The sequence below is a fragment of the Acididesulfobacillus acetoxydans genome (assembly GCF_902729405.1).
GTDB lineage: Bacteria > Bacillota > Desulfitobacteriia > Desulfitobacteriales > Desulfitobacteriaceae > Acididesulfobacillus > Acididesulfobacillus acetoxydans.
Window position 1 is genome coordinate 3585343 of record NZ_LR746496.1, and the last position, 23940, is coordinate 3609282.

Here is a 23940-nt window from a genome sequence, read left to right on the forward strand (position 1 = left end):
ATCACCTCCCGTTGGTCAGGCGCCATTTACCTGACCGCGCATATAAGACTCCGGTTGTCGCCAAACCCATAACCACAATGAGACCCGAAACCAACGTCTGATAATATGAAGGTACATTTGCGAAGTACACAATATTTTGCACAAGAATCAGGAACAGCGCACCCCCCACCGAGCCGCTGACTGAACCCCGACCGCCCGCGAGCGCCGTGCCGCCCAAAACTACCGCTGCCAGAGAATTAAGCGCATAAGACGCACCAATAAGCGGATCGCCCGAACTCACCTCCGCGGTGAGAAACAGTCCGGCCAAGCTGGCGAACATCGCTGACAGGACGTAGGATTGAAACCTCACTTTTGTAACCGGGATACCGTTGGCCCGACTGGACCCAGCCGCCCCGCCAACCGCGATTAAATAACGGCCGATTTTACGATACCGGAAAACCACCCACAACAAAACCCCAACAATAATGAGGAGTAGTGGAAACGGCAGGCCCGCTACCGTATTACCATAAATCTGATAAATATCCGCCGGAATCTGTCCGCCGGGTTGAGGAAGGATGGCGAGTGCCACACCGTTGATAATTGACATCATGGCAAATGTAACCAGCAAGGCCGGAATTCGCACAATACTGATAATGAATCCGTTAACCACCCCGACCGCAATCCCGGCCGCGACCCCAAGAATCGCCGCCAGCCAAAAGCCGGTGTGATGAAAGCTGCACAAGCTTACCACCAGGACATTTGTCAGCGTCACAATGGCACCTACGGACAAGTCAATCCCGCCCGCCAACACAGCGGCCGTCTGCCCAATGGCTACCATTACCAGCGGAGCCGCCAGCCCCAGGTTGGAGTTAATGACGGATAGTTTGAATAGTGTAGGTTGAACGATCGCGTTGGCAACCAGGCCGAGTAGAAACAACACCCATCCAATCATCGCGGGGGAACGGAATATCCGCGTGGCCGTCTGATTCGAACTAAAGCGAGTCCGCACGTGTTTCAGCCCCTTTCCCCTTTTCCGATTGAGCCCCTTCAATCGACGCTTTTGTAATATGGGAGGGCTGCAGGTCACCTGTAAGTTCCCTAACAATCCGTCCCTCGTACATAATGAGCACACGGTCGCAAACTCCGGCCAGTTCCTCGTCATCGCTGGATGCAATCAGGAGCCCCACTCCTGCGCCGGCCATGCTGCGCAGCAGTCGGTGAATCTCCATTCTGGTGGACACATCCACGCCCTTGGTCGGATCATCCAAAATAACAACATTCGGCCTTGAAGCCAGCGTCCGGGCGAAGAGTACCTTTTGTTGATTTCCCCCGCTCAAACCCCTCACTTCCTGAGTGAGGGAATGGTGAACAATCTTCAGTTGCTCGACCAAATCCCGGACCGCTCGGTTTTTTCCACGCTGCCAAGCCCTTTGCCACAGTGGAGAAGTGGCGATACGGCCTATCATTATATTTTCGTAGATGGAGCGCTGGCCGAATACCCCCTCACGCCCACGGTCGCCGGAAATGAAACGAACCCCACTCTCAGCCGCATGTGACGGATTCCGAAACAGCCCCCGATGACCCTCCGTTTCCAGGTCGCCGCGAACCAGAATTGCGCCAATGAGTGCACGCAGGAGGGCGGTCTGACCCTGTCCTTGAAGGCCCCCGATTCCCACAATTTCCCCCGCGCTGACTTCCAAATCCACGCCTCCTAGTTCCGAGTTCGTCAGAGATCTCGCTTTCAAACGAAGGGACTGCTTTTTAATCGAGTTCCCGGTTTCCTGCCGCACCGGTTCCAGCGAGATTCTTTGGCCGATCATATCCTGAATGAGTTCTTCCCGCGATGTCTTACTTAAAGACCGGGTGCCGACCACGGCTCCGTTGCGCAGAACCGTGGCCCGGTCGCAAATCGCATAAACTTCGTCAAAGCGGTGGGACACAAACAGGATTGCTGCTCCTTCATCCCGAAGGCCGCAGACGATACTAAAGAGCCTTTTTACCTCTTCGCGGCGCAAAGCCGCGGTTGCTTCGTCCAAAACCAGGTACTTGGGCCTTTTGACAAGTGCCTTCCCGATCTCCAAGAGGTGCTGGGCATTCGTGGGCAACTCTGCGACAGGAACATCCGGCGGAATGTTTAACTCCAGTTGGTCGAGGATCTCCGCCGCCCGCTCTCTAATGGCCCGGCGCGCCACATACCCGGCTTTCCCTGTGGGCTCGATTCCGAGCAGCAGGTTATCCGCCACCGACATGCTGGGCACCAGACTCGTCTCCTGGTAAGAAACGGCAATGCCCTGATGAATCGCGTGCGCCGGACTGCCGGTCTCTAGCCTTTGCTCATCGACCCATATCATTCCCTCTGTAGGACGAACGACACCCCCTAGCATTTTTACCAGCGTGCTCTTCCCAGACCCGTTCGCTCCCAACAAGGCATGTATGGTGCCGGGCACAAGTGACAAAGATGCACCTTGCAAGGCGACAACCGCGCCGTACTCTTTCCGAAGCCCTTCTATCGTCAGCACCCCCGGTCCCCTCCTTGCTTTGTCAAGTCATTTCACTGGAAGTACGCGTCCACCTGGGAAGGGGTAAGCCACGCATCCAAACTGTATGAACTCGGTTTGCCCTTCATTGTCGAGTTCCAAACCTGTTGCAGATTGGAGTCCGTCACGGTCAGCGGCGACTTCACAAGAACCGTGTTCGTTTCCGACGTATCCACCGGATTCGCCTGAATAGACGAGCTCTTAAGTTTTTTGCCCTGCAACATATTAACCGTGAACTCCAGCGCCGTCGCTCCGATTCCCGGCGGATTGGACTCAACGTAGCTGTGGAACCCGGAATTCTCATGTTCTGTCCAGTACTTAAAGAAGCCCACCGTGACATCTCCAGTCATCAACGGCGGCGTTTTGTGCGCTGCGGTGTAAGCTTGTACAATTCCCATTCCCATGCCGTCCTGGGTATAGATTCCGTCGATATTAGGATAAGTCGCAATCAGACTCGTCATCTTTTGCTCGGCTGTTGCCTCGGCCCAGCCACCGAACACTTTCTGCAAAACATGGATACCCGGGTACTTGGAGAAAACATCCTGCTCCGCTTGCGCCCGGATATTCTCGGCAGGCACTCCCGCCAAGCCGTCCATCAGGATAATATTTCCTTTGCCATGCAGTTGATCCGCCAGCCACTCAGCCCCTCCTTTGGCCCAACTGTATTGGTCGGTTGTAATGTTTGTTACTTTCGGATTATTAACGACACCGTCAAACGGAATGACCAGAATGCCGGCTTTCTGAGCCTTTTGTATGGCCGGCACGAGTGCGGTTGCCGACACCGGGTCGATCATAATCGCATTCACACCGGAGTTGATCATATTTTGAATCTGCGAGATTTGCTGTGTTACATCATTATTCGCGTTTTCAACGATGAGTTTGGAGATAACCCCCTGTTTCTCATATGTCTTCGCGACCTGTTGCACATCCGCGATCATTTGTGTGCGCCAGTCATTACCGATATAGCCGTTTGCCACGCCAATGACAAAGGACTTCCCTGAACCGCCGCCGGAACTCGCTGTGCCCTTGCCGGTCGGTGTTCCGCATCCTGCCGCCAACAAGAAGACCGCCACCAGACTTAATGCGATTGTGGTTGCCAGACCTTTCTTCAGCATGCTAATGTTATCCCCCTTCTACTTTTAGTACACCCACCCTTGCCCTGTGCCGCCATCTAAATCGCCGGGATTCCCCACCCGGGGACCCTGCCGGCTGACGATCACCCCCCTCCGATTCATTCCCGACCATCCACTACGATCTGCAAAATTTCTTTCACTAGGCCGCCTGGTTCACGGGTTCGCCGGCTAATTGTGCGGGATTAACTCCCTTCATACCGGAATGCATTGCTCGGGCAGCGACGAGGACTTGGGGGAATGTCACTTAAGACTCCGGCTCTGATCTCATACCCACCAGGTAGCGCTGGCCGGTTCGCGCACGATACAGCGTTTGAGCAACTCGACAGACCTTCTGAATCCTTCCAGGGGCGACATCATCGAATCCTCATGCTCAATGCTTAGAACTCCATCGTAACCAGTGAGTCTGAGCGCGCTGATCATGTTTTTCCACTTCATCTCGGTTTGACCATAACCGACCGTGCAAAAAGTCCAAGAACGCTCTGAAACTCGGGAATATGATTTTGTATCCAACACGCCCTGGACATGAATGTTGTGCTCAGCCAAAGCGACGTCCTTGGCATGAAAATGAAAGAGCGCGCCCCTCTCTCCCAGGTAACGGATAGCATCCACAGGGTCGATCCCTTGCCAGACCAGATGGCTGGGGTCAAAATTGGCCCCGATCTGTGACCCTACTGCTTCGCGCAGGCGCATTAGGGTTTCCGGGTTGTACACCATAAATCCGGGATGCATTTCAAAAGCGATCTGCTGAAGCCCGTGGTTTTCGGCAAATTGGGCCTCTTCTTGCCAATAGGGAATGAGCTTATTCTCCCATTGCCAGCGCAGAACCCTCTCATAGTCGGGCGGCCAGGCACAAGTCACCCAGTTTGGCGCTGAGGCCAGGTCCGAATCCCCGGGACAACCGGAAAAGACGTTGATACAATGAACTCCGATTCGTTCCGCCAATAAAACGGTTTTCCGCCAGACATCGTGTGCCTGCCGCGCCACATCTTCTCTTGGGTGCAACGGGTTACCCTGGCAACTCAAGGCACTGACCGTCAACCCGTGACTGGCTATGGCATCCTGCATTCTACGCAACTTAAGCGCATCGGACAGCAACTCGTCTGGGTTGCAGTGCGCATTGCCCGGATAGTTTCCCGTACCCAGTTCGATCGCGTCTAAGCCGAACTGCTGTACGATATCCAACATTTCCTCTAAAGGTTTGTCCTGGAACAGAACCGTCAGTACCCCTAATTGCATATTTACTCTCACCTCTTTTCTTAAAATAATCAGTTCAGATAAGAGACCTCTGCCCACCTCCGGGTTCTGTGGCTTTCCCAAACCGCATCCAAAACGCATTGCAACCGGTGTCCGTCCGCAAAAGTCGCAAACTGTCCCGACTCGCCGGATGACCGCAGACTCCCTTGAGCACGGTTTCCCTTTTTCTCGCATTGAATGACTTCACGGTAAAACTGGCGCATCATATTCGTCAATGCATCAGGCCATCCCTGGTTATGCCCGCCAGGATAGCGAATGTAATCCATTACATTCTGACCCAGCAAGAGCGGGTCCGCCATCAGCAACTCGTTAGCCCTATCTCTGTGTCCAATCCAAACTTTCTCCGATTCCTCCTGGGACCAGTAAGCCGAAGCCTTGCTACAATCGATTTCACAAACTAGATGGTTCTTCCGGCCGGGCGTCACCTGAGACACCGTCACGGTTCCCACCGCTCCGCCGCTGAAGTGTACCAATAGGGTCGCATAGTCTTCCGTTTCTACCTTGACCTGCTCAAAATTTTCCTTACTGTTTACAGTTCCAGCCGCGCCCTGCGCCTGAGAAAAAGTGAATCTCTCGTCCGTTGGGCGCTTTCGCACCGGCAAAACCGTGGCGAGATCGGCAAACACCTCCGTGATCCTCTGACCCGTGATGTGTTGCACCAGGTCGAGCCAATGAGAGCCGATATCTGCCACCGCCCGCAACGGACCGCCCAATTGCGGCTCAATCCGCCAGTTGTAATCCGTATCCTCAGATAACCAGTCTTGAAGGTAATTTCCGCGAATTAAGCGCACCGTACCCAATTCTCCACTCTTAATGAGAGAACGGAGATGTTGGACCAGGGGATACTGCCTGTAATTGAAGTTGACTCCATGGACAATCCCCCGCGTTTCCGCCAGGCTCAGGAGTTCCGAAGTCTGTGATCTTGACAAGGCCAAGGGTTTTTCGGAAAGCAAATTTTTACCTGCAAGGATACTGTCCCTGTTCACCCTGTAATGTAAATGGTTAGGCGTACAATTGTGAACCGCCATGATCTCAGGATCGTCCAACAGCTCCCGATAATCTGCGTAAGCCTTAGGGATCCCGAGTTCTCCGGCCACCTTGTCAGCAGACGCCTGATCCACTCCCGCAATCGCCGCAACCTCCACATGACCCAAGCGGCGAATGGCCTCAACGTGAGCAGGGCCGATGAATCCCGTACCGATTACGCCAACTTTGAACGAATCCACTCTCCTGCCCCCTTTTTTCTCTCTACATTTTCCCGGTGATCAACACTACCCCAGCGGCAATGATAAAGGATCTGGGGGCCTTCTACCTGCCTCCCCCATGAGGAGGGCTCGGCGGCGCCGTTGACCCTCGGATCATCAGCCTGTGCGGTAAGATTACCTGTGTCCGTTCCAATTTCTTGCCCTCAACAATATTGAGGAGCATGCGAATTGCCAACTCTCCCAACTCACGTTTTGGCTGCCGCACTGTGCTCAATTCCGGTTCCACCATCTCGCTGAGGGAAATGTCGTCAAAGCCCATAACCGACATATCGTTTGGCACTCTTAACCCCTTGGCTTTCAAACTCTTCAGTGCCCCCACCGCCATCTCGTCGCTAGCCGCGAATACCGCGGTCGGTAATTGATCCATGGCTAAGATGCGGGACATGGCATTCATCCCCGATTCCATGGTCCAGTCGCCCTCTTGGATCAAGCTCTCCTGCACGGGAAGCCCACTGTATTCGAGGGCCTGACGGTATCCGCGTATCCGATCACGATTCAGCACAATGTTGAAACGTCCGGAAATAAGCGCAATTCTGCGATGCCCGCAATCAATCAGATATTGGGTCGCCTCCCGTGCCGCCACGACGTTGTCAATGGATACCGTGGGAATGGAAATTCCGTCAAAATATTCGCAAGCGACAACAAGGGGCAGCTCCCTGCCGAGTTTTTCAATTTCCTCATTGGTAACCCGGGCCGTCGCCAAAATGACCCCGTCCGCCAACTGCTCCCGTACCAGTTCCATAAGGTCCCGTTCAACGTTCAAAGAATTGCCGGTATCCCCTAATAGAACGTGATATCCTCGTTCGGCAGCCACCTTTTCCAACCCTTTCACAACCTCCGAGAAAAAGGGATTGGTGATATCGGGAATAATCGCCAGAACCGTATGGGAGCTGCTTTTGCGAAAGTTGCTTGCCAGCCGGTTTGGCGTGTAGCCTAGAACATCAATGGCCTTAAGTACCTTGTTACGGGTTTCCTCCGAGACATAACCTTCTTTGCTCAAGACCCTGGACACCGTCGCCGTAGAGACATTTGCGCGTTTTGCGACATCGCTCATTTTTACCATTGTCTACAATTCCATTCGTTGTGTAATCGATTACAGGGACAGTTTAGCATAGTCCTATTTCATTGTCAATCCCTTAATGGCGTGACCGATCATGGGATCTTCGGATCTTCCATAGCTAATAGCTATTACCCCCGGTTATTTCCTGATTTCTTCATTTATGGCATCGGTGTTAAGTAACTCCGTATAGCCGCCAAAAATATTTCAGTACTTTCTAAATGATAACGCGTGTTGAACATTCCGAAGGCACAAAATGCAGCTTTTCTGATGAAGATTACCGGAAGCAGGGCCTGTGCTCGTTCTCGGCGCCAAAGCGTCGAAAACCATGAAAAGAGCTAAAAAAGCTACGCTGAAGAACATGCGCCCATGTGCGGTGATTGTGAATGGGGCGATTAGAATATAAGATAATCAATCAATTTGAACGACCGTTGATTTTACAAAAAGTAACCACCCATCAATTGACAGATGACTAGTTTTGGTTCTGGTTAAGCTTTCACATTGATTCCCCTGGTAAAATTATTTTCAGATGGAGTACTTTGATTGCCTAATGCCTGAGTGTAGGATGGTTGACGGCGCACCTTAAAAAGCGATATCTCCGGAATTCCGAAGATATCGCTGTCGGGTACGGAACACTCGGTTAGCGCTGTACGATCGGCTAGCGCTGCACGAATGGAACAATCGGGCAAAGTCCGAAACCAGCCGCTTGTGTGCTCAGCCTGCGGACATGTTCATCGTTCGCCGCCGGCGTTAAACGGCATGCGGTCAGTTTCACGCTTCCCCCAAACATTGAGCACCCCGGGGTTACTTAGTTGCAGCCTGCTCGGCCCGCGCGTCGATCCACATGGTCGGATAGTAAAAGTAAACAAAGACAGGATGTAGTTCGGCATTATGAACCCATGGCTGGACAAGGTAGAATTCTTTGTCATGATAAAGCGGTACCACCGCTCCGTCAAGGAGAATTTGCCTCTCTGCCGCCTGGTAGCCCGGAATCGCGTTCTGCAAATCCGTCTCCGTTGCCAGGGTGTCCAACTGTTTATCTACAGCCGGGTTGCTATAACAGACGTTGTTGTTGGACGGAATCTGGTTGGAATTAAACAGGATATTCAAGAAATCGTCCGGATCTGGATAATCCTGCATCCAATCACCGTAAACCAGGTCCTCTTTTCCCTCCGAAACCGTGTTCACATATTGGGCATGAGGTACGCCATCCAGCCTTACCCTGACCCCTACCGCCGCCAATTGGGCCTGGATATTTGTCGCCAAAACATTGGTAACGTTATTCTTAGGATAAATCATCGCGTGCTCACCGGGAAGGCCCTGGGGATAGCCGGCTTGGGCCAGTAGTGCTTTAGCTTTCTGCGGGTCGTACTTGTAACCTGCTGGGTTCGCCAGATAACCGGGCATGTTCGGTGGCAGGATTCCCCAGGCAGGTACCGCCCTATTATTGTAAAGTTTAAGCAAAGCCTTTTTGTCAATCGCATACTCCAGCGCTTGTCTGACCAATGTCTGATTCCATGGGGATTTTTTGATGTTTCCGCCCAAATACCAATAGTCGTTCACGACCAGGCTCTTGACGTCCTTTTTCATATTTGCATCGTTCATCGTATTGACAAAGTCCGCAGTCGGGATCCAGGCGAAGTCCAGTTTCTTATCCTTGAATTTCAGATAGGCGACAGAATCCGAGTATCCCAGGTTCCAAGTGATTCCATCCATGTAAGGTAATTGTCTGCCGTCTTGATCTTTCATAAAATAAGCAGGATTGCGCACTAACTTGATCTCCTGTCCTTTTTTCCACTCCACAAACCGGAAGGGCCCAGTGCCCATTGGGCGCTGCGAAAGCTCTGCCGGACTGGCCAAACTTGAGGTATACTTTTTGTCCAGGATATAGGCATACGGTATGGTCAGGACATCGAGGAAAGTGCGATTCGGCTGGTTTAAATCGAACTCAACTGTATACTCACCCTTCTTAACCACTCCGGAAACCGTCTGGGCCTTGCCGGCGAAGACATCATCCATTCCTTTGATCATGGAAAAATAAGATTCTCCTTCTGAAGCAATACTTTTCGAAGCCTCTCGATTGAAGCTGTAAACCACATCGTCGGCCGTGAGCGGATCACCATTTTGAAACTTGACATCTGTGCGCAGCTGGAAGGTGTAAGTCTTACCGCCATTGCTAACCGTGGGCATCGCCACAGCCAGATCGGGAATGATCTTCTTGCCGGATTGATCCCAGGTCAATAGACCGTCGTAGATATTCTGCTGGACATCGCAAGATCCCAGGTCGGAGCAGTGAGCGGGATCCAGGGATTTTGGATCGCTCTGTCTCCACATGCGGAGCACCCCGCCTCTTTGCGGAGTGAGGTTCCCCGCGGACTGCTGCGTCTGCGAAGTGGCTGGACGGCCGCAACCGCTGAGCGCGGATACGAGCAGCAGGGAAAGGGTCAGCACCCCCACCTTTAACGACTTTCTCCTTGTCTGTGTTGGCAATTGTTTCTCCCCCTTTGTACTTTCTGAATTACTCCTTGGTCTGGCCTGCTATCCTCCTTTCGTAGTCTTTCCTTGAATTCTATGGTTCGTGACACGACAAAATCTTCCCACAAGGCTCCTGAAGCCTCCGCGTCACGCAATCCCCTAACCGTCGAATACTGTAAGACATGCCTCCCTGTCGCAACGAATTTTGTCGAATATTCCGATAACTGAGTTCATAAAGACGCCTCCCCTTCTTGTTTTTCTTTAGAAATATCCCCGCTTTTCCCTGTCAAGTGCTCTCTCCGTTTTTCCTTTCTATCTGGAATACACCCTTATTTAAGCCCCTTCACTCACTGCCAGCAAGGGCGAGAATAGCCCGGGCATAAATTTTACTGCAGAGAATAAGCTCCTCAACGCTTATGTACTCATTCGCCGCATGGGTAGTATCGGGCTCCCCGGGAAAAACCGGTCCGAAAGCCACCGCTTGGGGAATAAGTTTGGCATAAGATCCTCCCCCACTCCCAGACACATACGGCTTGAAGCCGGTAACCCCCGCATAAACTTTGAGCAATTCTTGTACAAGATCACACTCCTGGGGAACGTAATGCGGCGCCTGCTCGCTCAAAACGCACAGCGTGAACTCGGCACGCCTTGCCTCTTCCTCAATAGGAGCGAGCACCTCTTCACGGCTGCAGGTCACGGGATAACGAATATCCAGTACCAGGCGCAGGCTTTCGCCGGATAGATGCAACATCCCCAGGTTGAGAGACAGATTTCCGGAAGGCTTATCCTCAAAGGCCAGGCCAAACCCCTCGCCACTGTAACCTTGGCCCGGGTGTACCAAAACCCAATCCAGCAAAGTCTTTTCCTCCCTGCTCAAGGGAAGACCCTGCAAAAACCTCAAAGCATAAATGATCGCATTTTCTCCGTTTTGCGGCAAACTGCCGTGCGCCCCCACCCCGCTGAAAAGAACTTCTACCTCCCCGCCTTTCTCAGCCCAAGTGACTCCGACCGTCGCCGGAAAAGAACATGTCGCCGACCGTGCTTTAAGCGTTTCGGACTTAATACCCCGCAGTACTACCCGGCAGGTATCCGGAACTACATTGGCCCGTTCCCCGCCCCCAATGGCTCGAACATGGGGAAAATCCGCATGGCCTTTCTCTAAGGCTAAATGGAGCACTCCCTTCTCCGCATTAATAACCGGGAATTCCGCATCCGGGATAAAGGCAAGGTGCGGTTTTTCCTCACGTTGTAAGTAATAATCCATATCCAGCCAACCGGATTCCTCATCTGTACCCAGAATGAGGCGAACTCTCTTTTGCAAAGAGATACCACAATCCTTGATCGCCTTCATCGCAAATAAAACTGCTAACATGGGCCCTTTGTCGTCCATAGCACCCCGGCCCCAGACCTTGCCCTTTTTGACCACACCGCCAAAAGGCGGAACCTGCCAACCGTCCCCTGCGGGGACGACATCCACGTGTCCCAGTATGCCGAGAATTTTGAGCCCTGCGCCCATTTCAACATACCCGGCATAACCATCTAAGTTTTTGGTCTTGAACCCCAGGCTCTCTCCCAAAGCCAGGCTCCACTCCATAGCGCGCTTAATTTCTGCTCCGAAGGGAGCTCCTTCTCCCCGCTCTTCCAGGTTTGCAACACTGGGAATCCGGATACATGCCTGTACCGCTTGGACCAGCCTTTCTTTCAGGCTATCGATTGCCTCTTCTACGCACTCCAAATGAATCAACCCCTCGTGAGAAAATTCCACTCTCACACCGCTTTTTTCTCCTTGTGGAGCATAATATCCAGGATTGTTTCCTCGGCACAAGTCATCCCGGCCGAACTCAGCCGGCCCAGGTTACGTACGGTGGCCTCCACCGTGGGGGAAATAATCCCGTCAACCGGATTAATAATAACCCCTGCCAAGGCCATTTCGGAAGAAAGGATCGCTTCGGCGGCTGCGGTTGAAAGCTTAAACGCACATCCCCCTTTGGCCCCGTCACAGATCATTCCCGCTAAATTCCCTATGATATTCTGTACGGCTCCGGCGACTTGTTCCGCCTTGCCCCCCTGCAGCCAGGCGGCGGCCGCCGCCGCTCCGGCCCCGGCGGCAACCGCACAACCACACATTGTCGAGAGCCTGCCCGTATACTGCTTGACAAAAGCAGTAACCAAATGACTTAAGGCTAAGGCGCGCAGGGTTCGTTCCTCAGTCGCCCCTATCTCTTGCGCCAAAACGGCCACTGTGACAATGGCCACAATCCCGTGGTTACCGCTCCCCATGCTGCTCATGACCGGCTGATCACTTCCGGCCATACGAGCGTCACAGGCTGCGGCCACGGCCACGCGAGCCCGATTGCCGACATCATCGCTGAGGAACCCTCTTTCGATCAGGGACTTAAGGCCCGCTCCCAACGCGAGGCCGGGCTTGGACTGTAAACCTAATTCTGCCATGGCCAGATTCATTTCTAAACCGTCCCGCAGAAACTCAATGTCTTCCGGCCGTAACCTCTCCACCTGCTCCACCAGTTCACTCAGCTTATATTCGTCGGGAAACCAGCTGCCACTTCTCTCTTGCTTGTCATAACCTTCCTCTTGCTGTCTCATTTTGCCGTTAACCCTTACGGAGGCCACATGGGTATGCTGGTCGGCTATAACAACTTCCACCCAACCCCGTTCCCCCTCCAAATGAGCTTCAATAAAAATGCCTTCGCGATCGGCTATCCGGACTTGTGCCAAACCCCTGGCCACAAGAAGTTTAGCCTGTTTTACCTCGGCGGGCCCAACCCCCGCAAAAACCTCCAGCCCCCTATCGGCCTCTCCCTTTAACAGACCTAGGACCGCTGCCATTTCCAGGCCCGCCTCTTCCGTGTGGGGAATCGTCACGGCCAAGGCATTTTTGTAAATGTTGCCGCTCACAGCCAGTTTTATCCCGTCAATTCTGCCTCCCAAATAATCCCGCGCTTTGGCCACGGCCAAAGCCACGGCCGCCGGTTCCGTACAACCCAAAGCCGGTTTAACTTCTGTCCGCAACAAAGAAATCAGTTTTTGCTCTTGCAAAATTTAACCCCCTCACCCCGGAAACACTCTGCGAAACTTTCCTCACGCATTTCCCTTTAAATCTTTGCCAGCTAACAGATAGTTTTTAATGCAACAATCATACCAACTGCAGGCCCCTACTCAGAAAATACGTGGAACCGTGTTTCCGGGGACGGCGCGAACCGTGCGGAATGCTTCAGAGGAGGGGAGCGGCGATTTCTCAGAGTGTTCGGACGCGGCAGCCCGTCAGCAGCCGTGGGCTGAAAGATCCTGCGCCTTTCTTGCTGCACTTCTCAATTCTGACAACTATCGCGGCCGAGTCCAGTCCCGCTTGCTTCTCATGTTCGCGAAGCACTTATCACATTTGAGAAGAAGATGTGACTTAAACCCGATGGCTCTGTATAGCGAGTGGGGTCACTCTCCGCCTGTGCCTCGGCTTCATGCAAAGCGGCCTCGATGCGCTGGGTCAACTGGATGCCCTCGTATTGCTCCAAGCTCATGACAACCATATCGCCGTAGCCGTTCTTGGTTAGGAACACTGGCTCTTTTTCCACATGGACAATGCGAGAGATCTCCGCAAAATTGTTTCGCAGGTCTGAAATCGGCCGAATATTCGGCATGATCGCCTCACCTCAGGTAACATTATTTTCCGCCCCCTGCCCAGCCGCCCTGCCCAGTGAAAATGTAAGAAGTGGTATTCACAAGCGGGTAAGGTCGTTGTCTCCTCTGAGTTCGTACATGCGGTATTGAAGCGCTTCCGCCAGATGCCCGGCCGAAATGTCGGCCGCGGCTTCCAGGTCAGCGACGCTTCTGGCCACCCGCAAGATCCGGTCATAAGCCCGGGCGCTCAGCCGGTGGAGCCGAAAGGCACGTTGCAGCAGTTCTTCGGCTCCTTGGTCCAGTCGGCATAGCCGTTGGGTTTCTTGGGTCGTCATCTGGGCGTTGGTGCGCCCTTCACCCAAGCGCTCCCATTGGAGTTCCCGGGCCCGGATGACCCTCTTCCGAACGGCCTGCTAACCCTCCCCTCCGGTTTCTTGTTTCAGTTCCGCCAAGCTCAAACGGGGGACTTCCACCTGCAAATCGAAACGATCCAACAGCGGCCCGGAGATTTTGGCCCGGTAGCGCTGGATTTGCAAGGGCGTGCAAGAGCATGTCCTTCCAGGATCACCCAAGAAGCCACACGGACAAGCGTGCAGATAATAACTTGGGCAACCAAGAATCGGGTAGGAGGCTGGTCATTAATTGACCAGCCGACCTCCCACAGCACCGTACGTACCGTTCGGTATACGGCGCCTCCAAAGTTTACACGTTATTTGGCAGAGTAGCATTGACTAAAACTGGGGTATCCTGCGCGTTCGATGCGTTTGTTGGATAAGGACATTGTCAAAATGTGGCTATGGGCTACTCGCCAATAGCCCTTTCTTGTGTTTGCCCACATCCATGCTTGCTCCTTCTTGATGCCAAGCTTCTGCAAGTTCGCGTATCGTGTGCGTACTCTCTTCCATCGTTTCCATGTGACCATCCGAATTCGACTTCGTAGCCATTCGTCCATCTTTCCGAGTAACGCTTTGGCGTCTGCCAGTTTAAAGTAATTGGTCCATCCTCGGATGATGTAATTGAGTTTTGCCTTTCTCTCCTCGATTCCCATCCCGTTGCTCCGTCCGGTGACTTTCCGGATCTTGTCCTTTAGCTTCAGGATGCTTTTCGGGTGGATTCTCAGTCGTCCTCTTCCTTTGTGGATGTAGAAGCCGTATCCCAGATACTTGACTTTCCTCACGTGTGCCACGCTTGTTTTCTCCTTATTGACTCTGAGGAATAGTTTCCCTTCGATATAAGGAACAATATGGTCTAGCGTTCGCCGGGCCGCTTTCTCGCTTTTGCAGAAAATCATCATGTCATCCGCGTAGCGTACGAAGCGATGCCCACGCTTTTCTAGCTCGTGGTCACAAACGTTTAGCATGACGTTTCCAAGTAAGGGACTAAGGGGCCCCCCTTGGGGTACGCCTTCCGGACTTTCTTCAAATAGTCCGTCCACCATAATCCCTGCTCTGAGGAATTTATGGATTAGGGATATGACTCGTCCATCTTTGATGGTGTCTGAGAGGATTTGGATGAGTTTGCTTTGGTTGACCGTGTCAAAGTATTTCTCCAAGTCCATGTCCACGACGTAGACAAAGCCTTCTGTGATATGCCTTTGACATGCTCTTAGCGCGTCGTGAGCGCTTCGTTGAGGTCGGAACCCATAGCTGTTGTCTGAGAATTGCCTTTCGAAGATTGGCGAAAGGACCTGGGTTATGGCCTGTTGGATCAGTCTGTCCACGACGGTAGGGATTCCCAGCTTTCTCATTTTCCCGTTCTCTTTGGGTATTTCTACCCTCCGTACGGGTTTCGGACGGTATTTCCCGTCCCAGAGGGCTTGCAAAAGTTCATCCTTGTGTCCTTTCAGGTAGGGTAGAAGTTCGTCCACCTGCATACCGTCGATTCCACCCGCGCCTTTGTTCCCCTTCACTCTGTAGTAGGCTCGATTAAGGTTCTCGGCGCTGAGAATTTCCTCTAGCAGTTTCTCTGTCTGCTCGTCTGTGTTGGTGTTGTCGGTTTTGGTCATCCTGGGTGGCACGCACACTTCTGCATACTCTCTCTGTTCCGCAGATGACCTTTGCAGATAGTCTTTAAAGCAAAGTTGTCTGTGTTTTAAATTACCACCTTCGGTAACTTTCATTGACCCACACCTCCTTTGGTTCCGCCCTTCCGTCGGTGTCCGGGACACCTCTGTACTATGGCTTCTGCTGACTCCTCACGACAAATCTTGTTTCAACCGGGCTTCTTACTCCGTTTCCACCCGTCCGTGAGGCCTCCCACGGTAAGACGATTCACTTTCATTCCATGTCCCCGCAACATTTACGCTGACGTGTCCGTGTAGCTTTTGGGCTTCAACTTGTATGGCAGTCTTACCCCACATTTCGCGCCTAATATTGTTCGTGTTCCTCGGGGCGGAACTTTGCCGCCGGCTTCCTTCAGATTCCATCTCGCAATGGACACCCTTGCCTTGAGCTAATGGTTGGTCGCTACATACCCCCATAACGGACTTTCACCGTCAAGTTAATCGTCATGCGTGGCGCACCAGGAAGTGGCAACTTCATCCAACTGAAATCGCCGACTTTGGCAGTTGTTCGCTAACCGCCAAATACAGTGCGTCACCACATTATTGCCATTAGGATAGGTGTGTTCTAATCCCTTGACCGCAATGATTGGATCGCTATATGTTTGTTCCCTTTCCTCGTCCTTTCGCACCAGTCCCGCATATTTGTCTTCAGCGATTCCCAGGCCCAATTCCCGGAACTTTGCCAAGCCTGCTTCCGGATTGAGCGGCAGTTCCGCTTGGGCTATGCCGAGGCTATGGAAATATCGGGGCACCTGCAGGGCCATGAGTCCCAAAGAGCCGAAATATTCCACTTCTCTGAGGACATCTTGTGGCTTCCCATCCCTGACTATTTTCCCATCATCCATCACCACGATCCGGTCGGCTTCTAAAGCTTCTTCCGTTTCATGCTCAATAATAATCAACGTCAAGTCTCTATCCTGATGCAGTTCTTTGGCAATTTGGAAAACTCCCAATTTACCCATTGGGTCTAAATCTGTGGTGGGTTCGTCCATACAGACGATTTTAGGCTGAATAGCCAATACCGAACCGATCGCCAGCCTTTGTTTTTGCCCTCCGGAGAGTGTCGAAGGTTGCCTGTCTTCCATCCCTTCCAGTTTGACAACTTTCAGGATTCTGTCCATGATCTTTTGCATCTCAGCTCGCGGCACATTGAAATTCTCGGGACCAAACACAATTTCCAGTCTGGTGTTGGTAGCAAACAGTTGGGATTCAAAATCCTGAAAAACCAATCCGATGTCCTTGGCCATCGTCCCTACTTTTTCTTGGGCGGGGTTTTTCCCCATTACAATGATCTCACCCTCGTACTTGCCTTTCATAAAATTAGGGATGAGACCGTTCAGGCAGTTGGCCAAGGTTGACTTGCCGGCGCGGCTCGAGCCCATGATGACAACAAATTGCCCCTTCTCGATATCCAATGTCAGACCATCCAAAGCTTTTTCCCCTTTTTGTGCTTTATATTGAAAAGACAAATCCCTAATTCTAATCACTTTTTGGACTTCAAGGTTATCTAAGCTTTTTCCTTCATTTTGCATTTTGCCAAGCCCCCTGTTCACTCACATCCGTTATTTTTGATGAACATATCGATTAGTTTCTGAAGATACTGAGGTCGGTATAACTTTTGCTTGTAAATACAGCATAGATCCAAATTTATTTGGCTATCATCCAGCTCCAGAATCTTTATATTGGAGTTTTCCCTCAGGGTCCAGGCGGTAATATACGCTTCGGGAAGAATTGATATCCCAACTCCTGATTCTACCAGCTTGAGGGCCGATTCTTGCGTATCGGTTGAGTAAATGTTATTACTTTTAAGGGAATCTCCTAAAAGTGCACGAACTTCCTCTCCCAGAATGCCTTGACGATTTAAGATGATGCGTTCATTCCTGAGATGGCTGAGCGAAATCTTGTCTTGTCGTGCCAGGGGATTGTCTTGTGATGCAATCACAATTGAATTGCCGCTTGTTAATATTTTATATGTTATACCTGCTGATTCCAGAGTTAATTTGATCCTGTTGTTTGCGGCGACTAAAGCTATATCAAGGGTGTCATCAAGCAGTTTATCAATAAGTTCTAAAGTACCGTTTTCTATTATTTCGATTCCTATGCCGGGGTAAATATTTCCGAATTCCTTCAGTGTGTCAGGTACCATCGCGAGTCTTGAAACCGGAATAATACCGAGTCTGATAAATCCAACCGCAGGATTTTTTATTTCGGCAATATTGTCTTCAAGATCCTTGATTGAGGCGAGAATCTGCTGAACTAACGGAAGAATCTGTTTGCCTTCAGACGTTAGAGTTATTTTTCTTCCTTGTCTTTCAAATAACGGTATCCCTATTTCTTTTTGTAATCCCTGCAACTGCTGGCTTATTGTCGGTTCGCTGATAAAGAGATGCTCTGCTGCTCCCCGAATTGTACTATATTTTACTACACTGTCAAAATATCGAAGCTGTCTGATTTCCATATAACTACTTCACCTCAGTTAATCGATAGCTACGAACTATCAATCATGTTCAATTGATTGTATTTTCCTAAGATGAAATATAGTATACTCCTTTTATAGAGTATTGTGAATAGTTAGAGGAACCAGTGATTCCTACATGCAGCTATTGAAAGGATGAAACGTGTTATGGATAAGAAAAGTATTTTGGAGGGTATTCGGGTTCTTGATGCCAGTACTGTTATGGCCGGGCCTCTTATGTCAAATTTATTAGGGGATTTTGGAGCCGAGGTCATTAGGATAGAGCAGCCGGGAACGGGTGATGTTATGCGGCACGCTGAAGGTTCAAGTTGGAAAGTGAGTAACCGCAACAAAAAGTGTATCACATTGGATTTTCATAAACCTGAGGCGGGAGAAATCTTTTACGGATTAGTAGCAGAATCTGATATCGTAATCCTCAATTTTAGACCACAAGCCCTTGGAAAATGGAAGATTGATTATGCAGATTTGGTTAAAGTCAAAGAAAATATCATCCTTATGCACTTTACCGCCTTCGGTAGAACCGGCCCCTATTCTCAAAGACCTGGGTTCGCCAGAGTGGCGGAAGGTTTCTCCGGATTAATGCATATTACAGGATTTCCTGACCGGAAACCCGTTCCCAGCGGTTACCCGATAATGGATGCCTTTGGTGGAGTTTATGGGGCATTCTCTTTAATGCTTGCCTTATATCATCTTAAAGAAACCGGTCAAGGACAGCTTATTGATTTGTCATTATATGACCCCATATTAAGAACTATGGAAGATTACATTGTCGATTTTGATCAGCACAAGATGGCAAAAGAAAGGATAGGCACTCATAATCCATACGTTGCTCCCAATGACCTTTATGAATCTTTAGACAAACGGTGGCTTATACTTCCTGCGAGTAACGAAAACATGTACAGACGTTTGTTAAGAGCATTGGGACTTGAAGAACTGCTCACCGATCCAAGGTTCCTTTCTAACAGCGATAGAGTGCGCCATCGGATTGAACTTGATAAATACTTGATTAAATTCTTTGCCGGTCATACCTTTGATGAATTAAAGAAGTTATTGGAAGAGCATGATGTTGCTTATGGTTGGGTTAACTCTGTACAGGAGCTTGTCAGCGATCCTCATGTCCAGGCCAGGGAAGATTTAATTTCGGTTTTTGATCCTGAGCTGCAAATGAAAATAAAGATGCAGGGCATTGTTCCCAGAATGTCCAAAACGCCTGGAGAAGTAAAATGGGTAGGTCCGGCACTAGGCGCTCACAACCAGGAAATCTATCATAATATTTTGGGCTTTTCGGAGGATGAAGTAAAGGTATTAATGCAAAAAGGAGTTATTTGAGGTCAGTCTTTGTTTGTTTTTCTGAGTACGATGCTTTAAATAACGCGGTTTGTTGTAACAAGACGGTACAAGGAAAGGCGGGTGATTGCCGGTCGATAAAACTCATGAGCAGGGTGGCTTTTTAGTGAAAACGGGAGGGGAGGTCTTTTGCGTATGTCTCGACATGGCAGGTTAGTTATCGCCTTACTGTTTTTTTTAGGGGTTATTAACTTCGCTGATAAAGCAGTTATTGGATTCGCAGCCGTTCCGATTATGAAGGAATTCCATATTACGCCAGGACAATGGGGTTGGGTTGGAAGTGGGTTTTATTGGCTCTTTTCTTTATCGGCAATTATTTTTGGTGGACTTTCGGATCGGGTGGGCACAAAAAAGGTTCTTACAGGATTGAGTGTCGTATGGGCAGCAGTCCAGTTTGCGACCTTGTTTACCTTTAGCGTGCCGTTTCTGGTTGCTACGAGAATTATGCTTGGGGCTGGAGAAGGTCCATCATACGGCGTATCTTTGCATGCGGCGGCAAAATGGTTACCACCCGAGCAACGTGGATTTGGCTATTCGCTTATGTCAATTGGTGGGGCAGTCGGCCCAGCCTTGCTGGCACCGGTTCTGATCGCATTGATTGTCAATTTGGGATGGCGTTGGGCTTTTGCTTTATTGGGCGTTGTCGGATTGGTCTGGCTCCTGATTTGGCTCATTTTTGCCAAGGAAAGTCCGGATCAACAGCAGATGAATGTTCCCGAAACGCAGATATCTCATGGGCGCACATCGTGGTCTCGTGCACTGCCTATTATCCGTTCCCGTAATTTTATCTTCTCGGTTTTTGCTGGATTCGCGGGATACTGGGGCGTGACAATGCTGGTCGTTTGGACTCCTGCTTATCTTGTTCATGTTCGTCATTTTCAAATGGCCCAGTTAGGACTCTTAGCTGGGTTGCCTTGGCTCACTACGGGTATTGCACAGCTTCTTCTTGGCTGGGTATCTGATCATCTTTATCGAAAAACTAAGAATATTAGATTGGCAAGAGTACACCTTAGTGGATCACTACTTTTATTGTCGGCTATATCTTTCTTTATGGTAACAATTGTGCCGTCGACGGGATTGGCGATTTTGTTTCTTTGTTTGGGTCCGGCTCTCTCTTCATCAGTATTCGGTATCGGCGGCGCTCTCGTGGCCGAATTAATCGCTCCGGAACATCGCGGTTTGATTCAGGGAATTTTAGTTGGCTTGTCCACGACTGCGGGCCTAATCGCCCCAATCATTACGGGAATGGTTATTGGACAAGGAGGCCCGCAAAACGTAATCGTGGGCTATAACCATGCCTTTGGGTTAGCTGCTCTAGTGACTCTGGTTTTAGGAATACTGTTTTGGATTGTCGTTAGACCGCCACAGGTTCTGACAAGCTCAAGAATGCCAAACGAGTTTCCAGATGTGCGATACTAAAGCAAAGGAAGAATAACAGTGGAGCAAGAAAAAAGTTTCGGTATACGGGTCAGCAAACAAGCATTTTTTCAGTCCTTGTTTATTTTACTGGGTACGATGCTGCTAGCGGGGCTTTTAACCCTCATCATTCCACCCGGTTCCTTTGACCGGGAAACAGTGAGAGGTATTCAAACCATCGTTCCCAATTCCTTTCATTATACAGCCGATTCTTATTCCTACCCTGTTTACCGTTGGTTTACCGCACCGATTGAGGTGTTTTTCTCCGCACATGCACCGACAGTAATCATGATTATTCTCTTTATTCTCTTTGTGGGTGGCTCCTTTGCCATTCTTGATGCTACCCGGGTTTTTGAAAGCCTGATAGGATCTATTAGCCAGCGGTTTATGCACGCGAGATACCGGTTTATTGCTATCATGACGCTCTTCTTCATGATGCTTGGCGCAGTCTTTGGAATATTTGAAGAAGTGCTGCCACTGATTCCTATCATGGTGATGGTAGCCAAACGGCTCGGCTGGAATGAACTGATGGGATTGGGGTTAAGCCTATTACCTACCGGATTCGGCTTTTCCGCCGCCATTACCAATCCCTTTACGATTGGAATCGCGCAGAAGCTGGCGGGGTTACCGCTCTTTTCCGGGATCGCTTACCGGCTCTTCATTTTCGGCGTTATTTACCTCATCGTTATCTTTTTCCTGATTCGTTATGCGAAACAGCTGGAACGTTCTGATCCTCCAAATAAAACGTTGGAGACTAACAACCCTCCTCTTATACCTTCCGATAATCCAGCAGGACTTTGGGTCATGGGAGTAGGTTTTGTTCTCCTTCTCATCGTCATGATGATCTTTCCCATCATCGGTTTGGGTGATTATTCCATGCCCCTCATTGCCTTGGGCTTTCTCCTGATTAGCCTTTTGGTGGGTGTGGTCAATAGGATTCCCATCTCAAAACTCCTCTCAATCTTTTTTCATGGGATCAAGGGGATCGCCCCTTCCATGGTCTTAATCATTCTAGCTATGAGCGTAGAACAGATTATTGTCTCAGGTCATATTATGGATACGCTTCTCTATAGGGCGTCAGAACAGCTGCACAACTTATCGCCTGTCCTGGCCGGCTTCGGGATTTATCTCTTCGTTTTTGTTCTTCAATTCTTTATTCATTCTGCATCTGCAAAAGCCTTCCTCGTTATCCCGATCCTCACCCAACTCGGTGATCTGATTGGGCTTACACATCAGAATGTCGTACTGGCATTTAACTTCGGTGATGGGTTTAGCCATCTGCTATACCCGACCAACCCTGCTTTAATCATCGCCCTCAGTCTCTCCTCGGTTCGCTTTATGACTTGGTTTCGTTGGACCATAGGAATTCAGGTGATCGTGTTTGTTTTAACGATGTTCTTCTTAGCTTTAGCTGTCTGGTTCGGATATGGACCATTTTAAGGAAGTGCCATGTCCGCTGAATTACTGTGAACACATGCCAACTTTCTCCCGCTTCAATGATGAAAGGGATGGTTCTGAATGAAAACAGCAAGATTACTGGCAGCTATTTTAATGGGTGTTTCCGCCGCTACCCATCTTGTGCAACTAATCGTCATGAATTTTCAGGCTGATGTGCTGGTAGCCGGTCTGGGTTTTGGATTAATGTATGCTGTCATATCCTTAGGGCTCTTTATAAACTCCAAAGTATTTTATTATATCGGGGCCATTTTACCAACAATAGGTGGGATGCTGGGAGTTTACCGGTACTTATTCGTCAGACCTAACTGGTTCTCACTGTTAAACGTAGGAATTGATTTGGTTGTAGTACCATCCTGCATTTATCTGATCGTGAAACTAAGAACTCTAAATATTGAAAGGAGAAATTAATTATGGCTGCGGGGAATGGAGTTTTGGAAGAAAGAGACGGGCTATTGGTACTGCACCTTAAAGGATCTTCTTACGAAAGGGGATTTCAACACGGCTCCCTTCTGGCCGAGCAAATCTTTGAAAGTTTCAGCAAAGAGATGACAAAATACTCACTGATATACGGCGAAGGCAACGCAGAAGCAGGCATGAAACTACTTCGGGATTCTACCCAATTGATGAAACCCTATGTTACTTCCGACTTGCGCAAAGAAATCCAAGGCATCACTGACGGGGCCGCTTCAAAAGGCAAAGACATCACCTTTGATGATATCCTCCTTGTGAATTGCGTCAGTAATGTGTTGCTTTTCCCCCACGGTTTGGCTGATCCCGCTGCAACAACAATGAATGAGCCATTTTCCGATAACTGCAGCGCCTTTGCCGCCTGGGGAAAGGCTACGGCTGATGGCAAACTAATCTATGGCAAAAATACCGATTTTGGTGTGATGACGCTGCCGGACTTTCCGGTTGTCATGATTAACGAACTCCAAACCGGCTATGCCTCTATCTGCCCTTCTTTCCCGGGTGCGGTTGCTGTGGCCTCCGGAATGAATGAGGCCGGAATAGCGGTGGGATCTAATTTTTCCGGTTCGAAGAATGCCACGATGCGTGGCACCCCGGCGTTCTTCCTAGTGCGGGCGATGCTAGACAAAGCTGCTTCAATTGATGATGCTCTAACAATACTGAGCACATTTCCCCGCCAGCGAGGAATGAACTTTATTATCGCTGATGGGAAAGCCAAGGACGCCGTTGTTGTTGAGGTAACCGGGACAGAGTTGGCAGTCCGGCGCGGACAAAAAGACACCATTTATGCAACCAACCACTTTAATTGTTATCCCGGCTGGCAAGGATACAGCGGATACAACATGGTAGCAGGCCAGGCCACTGCGTATAAGCTAAACGATATCAGCACGATTGAAAGATGGCAAGAAAGTATAAAACAGGCGGATCCCTCATCGTTTGCCCGCTATGAACGGCTTCATGACCTGTTGGCGAAAAATCATGGCGAAATCGATATTGCCAAGGCAATCAGCATCATGAGTGACCGGTTCGACATGGTGTCCGACAGGCTCTTAGGATGGGATGAGTATGGACATGCTATCTGTCAACTGGGAGCTCAAGTAACCATAGCTTCAAGCGTCAAATATTACCGGAGCGACCAAGTTGGAGCCATTACTGACCAGCATATAACCTGGTCTTCTGAAATCGGAGACCCGGAAGAGCTGCTTATATGGATCGCGATTGGGAATCGTCCAGCCCAGCGGGGGAAATATATCCTCTTTGATTTGAAAAAAGAGATTCCCTCGGTAAAATACCAGTTGGAAAAATACTATCAACGATCCACCGCGAAAAGCCCGCTAGAGTTGCTGAACCAAAAGTAAAGGGAAGCATGTCAAGTCA

The 23940-nt window shown here is 50.2% G+C and carries 19 protein-coding genes and 1 pseudogene; 5 read left to right on the forward strand and 15 right to left on the reverse strand.

The window, feature by feature from the left end; translation table 11 throughout:
- Position 1: 1 nt before the first annotated feature.
- From MNU25_RS15955 to MNU25_RS16020, 15 genes and pseudogenes are all read right to left on the reverse strand, one after another.
- On the reverse strand, positions 2-988 hold the full coding sequence (locus tag MNU25_RS15955) for an ABC transporter permease (RefSeq protein WP_240985968.1): 987 nt from the start codon (positions 986-988) through the stop codon (positions 2-4).
- Positions 972-2498, reverse strand: coding sequence for a sugar ABC transporter ATP-binding protein (locus MNU25_RS15960; RefSeq protein WP_240985969.1), 1527 nt, complete (start codon positions 2496-2498; stop codon positions 972-974). Before MNU25_RS15960 ends, MNU25_RS15955 begins: the two co-directional genes overlap by 17 nt.
- Positions 2499-2530: 32 nt before the next feature.
- Positions 2531-3631 (reverse strand): ABC transporter substrate-binding protein, encoded by a 1101-nt coding sequence (locus MNU25_RS15965; protein ID WP_240985970.1) that lies wholly within the window; start codon positions 3629-3631, stop codon positions 2531-2533.
- Between the two features lie 282 nt (positions 3632-3913).
- The gene (locus MNU25_RS15970) at positions 3914-4885 is read right to left on the reverse strand and encodes a sugar phosphate isomerase/epimerase family protein (protein ID WP_240985971.1); all 972 of its coding nucleotides are present in this window, start codon (positions 4883-4885) and stop codon (positions 3914-3916) included.
- Between the two features lie 29 nt (positions 4886-4914).
- Positions 4915-6129 (reverse strand): Gfo/Idh/MocA family protein, encoded by a 1215-nt coding sequence (locus MNU25_RS15975; RefSeq protein WP_240985972.1) that lies wholly within the window; start codon positions 6127-6129, stop codon positions 4915-4917.
- A gap of 82 nt (positions 6130-6211) precedes the next feature.
- Positions 6212-7231, reverse strand: a complete 1020-nt coding sequence (locus tag MNU25_RS15980) for a LacI family DNA-binding transcriptional regulator (RefSeq protein ID WP_240985973.1) — start codon at positions 7229-7231, stop codon at positions 6212-6214.
- Between the two features lie 798 nt (positions 7232-8029).
- Positions 8030-9715 (reverse strand): ABC transporter substrate-binding protein, encoded by a 1686-nt coding sequence (locus tag MNU25_RS15985; protein WP_240985974.1) that lies wholly within the window; start codon positions 9713-9715, stop codon positions 8030-8032.
- 328 nt (positions 9716-10043) lie between these two features.
- The gene (pepV, locus tag MNU25_RS15990) at positions 10044-11471 is read right to left on the reverse strand and encodes a dipeptidase PepV (RefSeq protein WP_240985975.1); all 1428 of its coding nucleotides are present in this window, start codon (positions 11469-11471) and stop codon (positions 10044-10046) included.
- Entirely contained in the window at positions 11468-12757 is a 1290-nt protein-coding gene (locus MNU25_RS15995; RefSeq protein ID WP_240985976.1) for an L-cysteine desulfidase family protein, read from the reverse strand. The genes pepV and MNU25_RS15995 overlap by 4 nt, the downstream gene beginning before the upstream one ends.
- 317 nt (positions 12758-13074) lie before the next feature.
- A complete protein-coding gene (locus tag MNU25_RS16000; RefSeq protein ID WP_240985977.1) occupies positions 13075-13356 on the reverse strand; it encodes a type II toxin-antitoxin system Phd/YefM family antitoxin in 282 nt (93 codons plus the stop codon).
- 78 nt (positions 13357-13434) lie between these two features.
- A pseudogene (locus tag MNU25_RS16005) lies at positions 13435-13734 on the reverse strand (magnesium chelatase subunit ChlI family protein); the annotation flags it as partial.
- Positions 13735-13749: 15 nt separating this feature from the next.
- On the reverse strand, positions 13750-13956 hold the full coding sequence (locus MNU25_RS20655; RefSeq protein ID WP_420838698.1) for an ATP-binding protein: 207 nt from the start codon (positions 13954-13956) through the stop codon (positions 13750-13752).
- An 89-nt stretch (positions 13957-14045) separates the two neighbouring features.
- A complete protein-coding gene (gene ltrA, locus MNU25_RS16010) occupies positions 14046-15455 on the reverse strand; it encodes a group II intron reverse transcriptase/maturase (RefSeq protein ID WP_240983528.1) in 1410 nt (469 codons plus the stop codon).
- Between the two features lie 380 nt (positions 15456-15835).
- Complete coding sequence (locus tag MNU25_RS16015) at positions 15836-16930, reverse strand: energy-coupling factor ABC transporter ATP-binding protein (protein ID WP_240985979.1); 1095 nt, start codon at positions 16928-16930, stop codon at positions 15836-15838.
- 17 nt (positions 16931-16947) lie between these two features.
- The gene (locus MNU25_RS16020; protein WP_240985980.1) at positions 16948-17856 is read right to left on the reverse strand and encodes a LysR family transcriptional regulator; all 909 of its coding nucleotides are present in this window, start codon (positions 17854-17856) and stop codon (positions 16948-16950) included.
- A 165-nt stretch (positions 17857-18021) separates the two neighbouring features.
- Between MNU25_RS16020 and MNU25_RS16025 the strand changes: the two genes are divergently transcribed.
- From MNU25_RS16025 to MNU25_RS16045, 5 genes are all read left to right on the forward strand, one after another.
- Positions 18022-19203 (forward strand): CaiB/BaiF CoA transferase family protein, encoded by a 1182-nt coding sequence (locus tag MNU25_RS16025; RefSeq protein ID WP_240985981.1) that lies wholly within the window; start codon positions 18022-18024, stop codon positions 19201-19203.
- Between the two features lie 153 nt (positions 19204-19356).
- Positions 19357-20640: an MFS transporter gene (locus MNU25_RS16030; RefSeq protein WP_240985982.1), complete on the forward strand. Its 1284-nt coding sequence runs from the start codon at positions 19357-19359 to the stop codon at positions 20638-20640.
- A gap of 18 nt (positions 20641-20658) precedes the next feature.
- Positions 20659-22077 carry a hypothetical protein gene (locus MNU25_RS16035; protein ID WP_240985983.1) on the forward strand — a complete coding sequence of 473 codons (1419 nt, stop codon included), beginning with the start codon at positions 20659-20661 and terminating at the stop codon, positions 22075-22077.
- Positions 22078-22155: 78 nt separating this feature from the next.
- Complete coding sequence (locus MNU25_RS16040; RefSeq protein WP_240985984.1) at positions 22156-22503, forward strand: hypothetical protein; 348 nt, start codon at positions 22156-22158, stop codon at positions 22501-22503.
- Positions 22504-22505: 2 nt separating this feature from the next.
- Positions 22506-23921, forward strand: a complete 1416-nt coding sequence (locus tag MNU25_RS16045) for a C45 family autoproteolytic acyltransferase/hydrolase (RefSeq protein ID WP_240985985.1) — start codon at positions 22506-22508, stop codon at positions 23919-23921.
- The last annotated feature ends 19 nt before the right edge of the window (positions 23922-23940 follow it).

What these genes read in the sequence shown, in the direction of transcription:
- MNU25_RS15970 (WP_240985971.1), bottom strand. Translation starts at nt 4,885, where the DNA reads ATGCAATTAGGGGTACTGACGGTTCTGTTCCAGGACAAACCTTTAGAG.
- MNU25_RS16045 (WP_240985985.1), top strand. Translation starts at nt 22,506, where the DNA reads ATGGCTGCGGGGAATGGAGTTTTGGAAGAAAGAGACGGGCTATTGGTA.
- MNU25_RS16025 (WP_240985981.1), top strand. Translation starts at nt 18,022, where the DNA reads ATGGATAAGAAAAGTATTTTGGAGGGTATTCGGGTTCTTGATGCCAGT.
- MNU25_RS16030 (WP_240985982.1), top strand. Translation starts at nt 19,357, where the DNA reads ATGTCTCGACATGGCAGGTTAGTTATCGCCTTACTGTTTTTTTTAGGG.
- MNU25_RS16015 (WP_240985979.1), bottom strand. Translation starts at nt 16,930, where the DNA reads ATGCAAAATGAAGGAAAAAGCTTAGATAACCTTGAAGTCCAAAAAGTG.
- MNU25_RS16000 (WP_240985977.1), bottom strand. Translation starts at nt 13,356, where the DNA reads ATGCCGAATATTCGGCCGATTTCAGACCTGCGAAACAATTTTGCGGAG.
- MNU25_RS16040 (WP_240985984.1), top strand. Translation starts at nt 22,156, where the DNA reads ATGAAAACAGCAAGATTACTGGCAGCTATTTTAATGGGTGTTTCCGCC.
- ltrA (WP_240983528.1), bottom strand. Translation starts at nt 15,455, where the DNA reads ATGAAAGTTACCGAAGGTGGTAATTTAAAACACAGACAACTTTGCTTT.
- MNU25_RS15980 (WP_240985973.1), bottom strand. Translation starts at nt 7,231, where the DNA reads ATGGTAAAAATGAGCGATGTCGCAAAACGCGCAAATGTCTCTACGGCG.
- MNU25_RS16020 (WP_240985980.1), bottom strand. Translation starts at nt 17,856, where the DNA reads ATGGAAATCAGACAGCTTCGATATTTTGACAGTGTAGTAAAATATAGT.
- MNU25_RS15965 (WP_240985970.1), bottom strand. Translation starts at nt 3,631, where the DNA reads ATGCTGAAGAAAGGTCTGGCAACCACAATCGCATTAAGTCTGGTGGCG.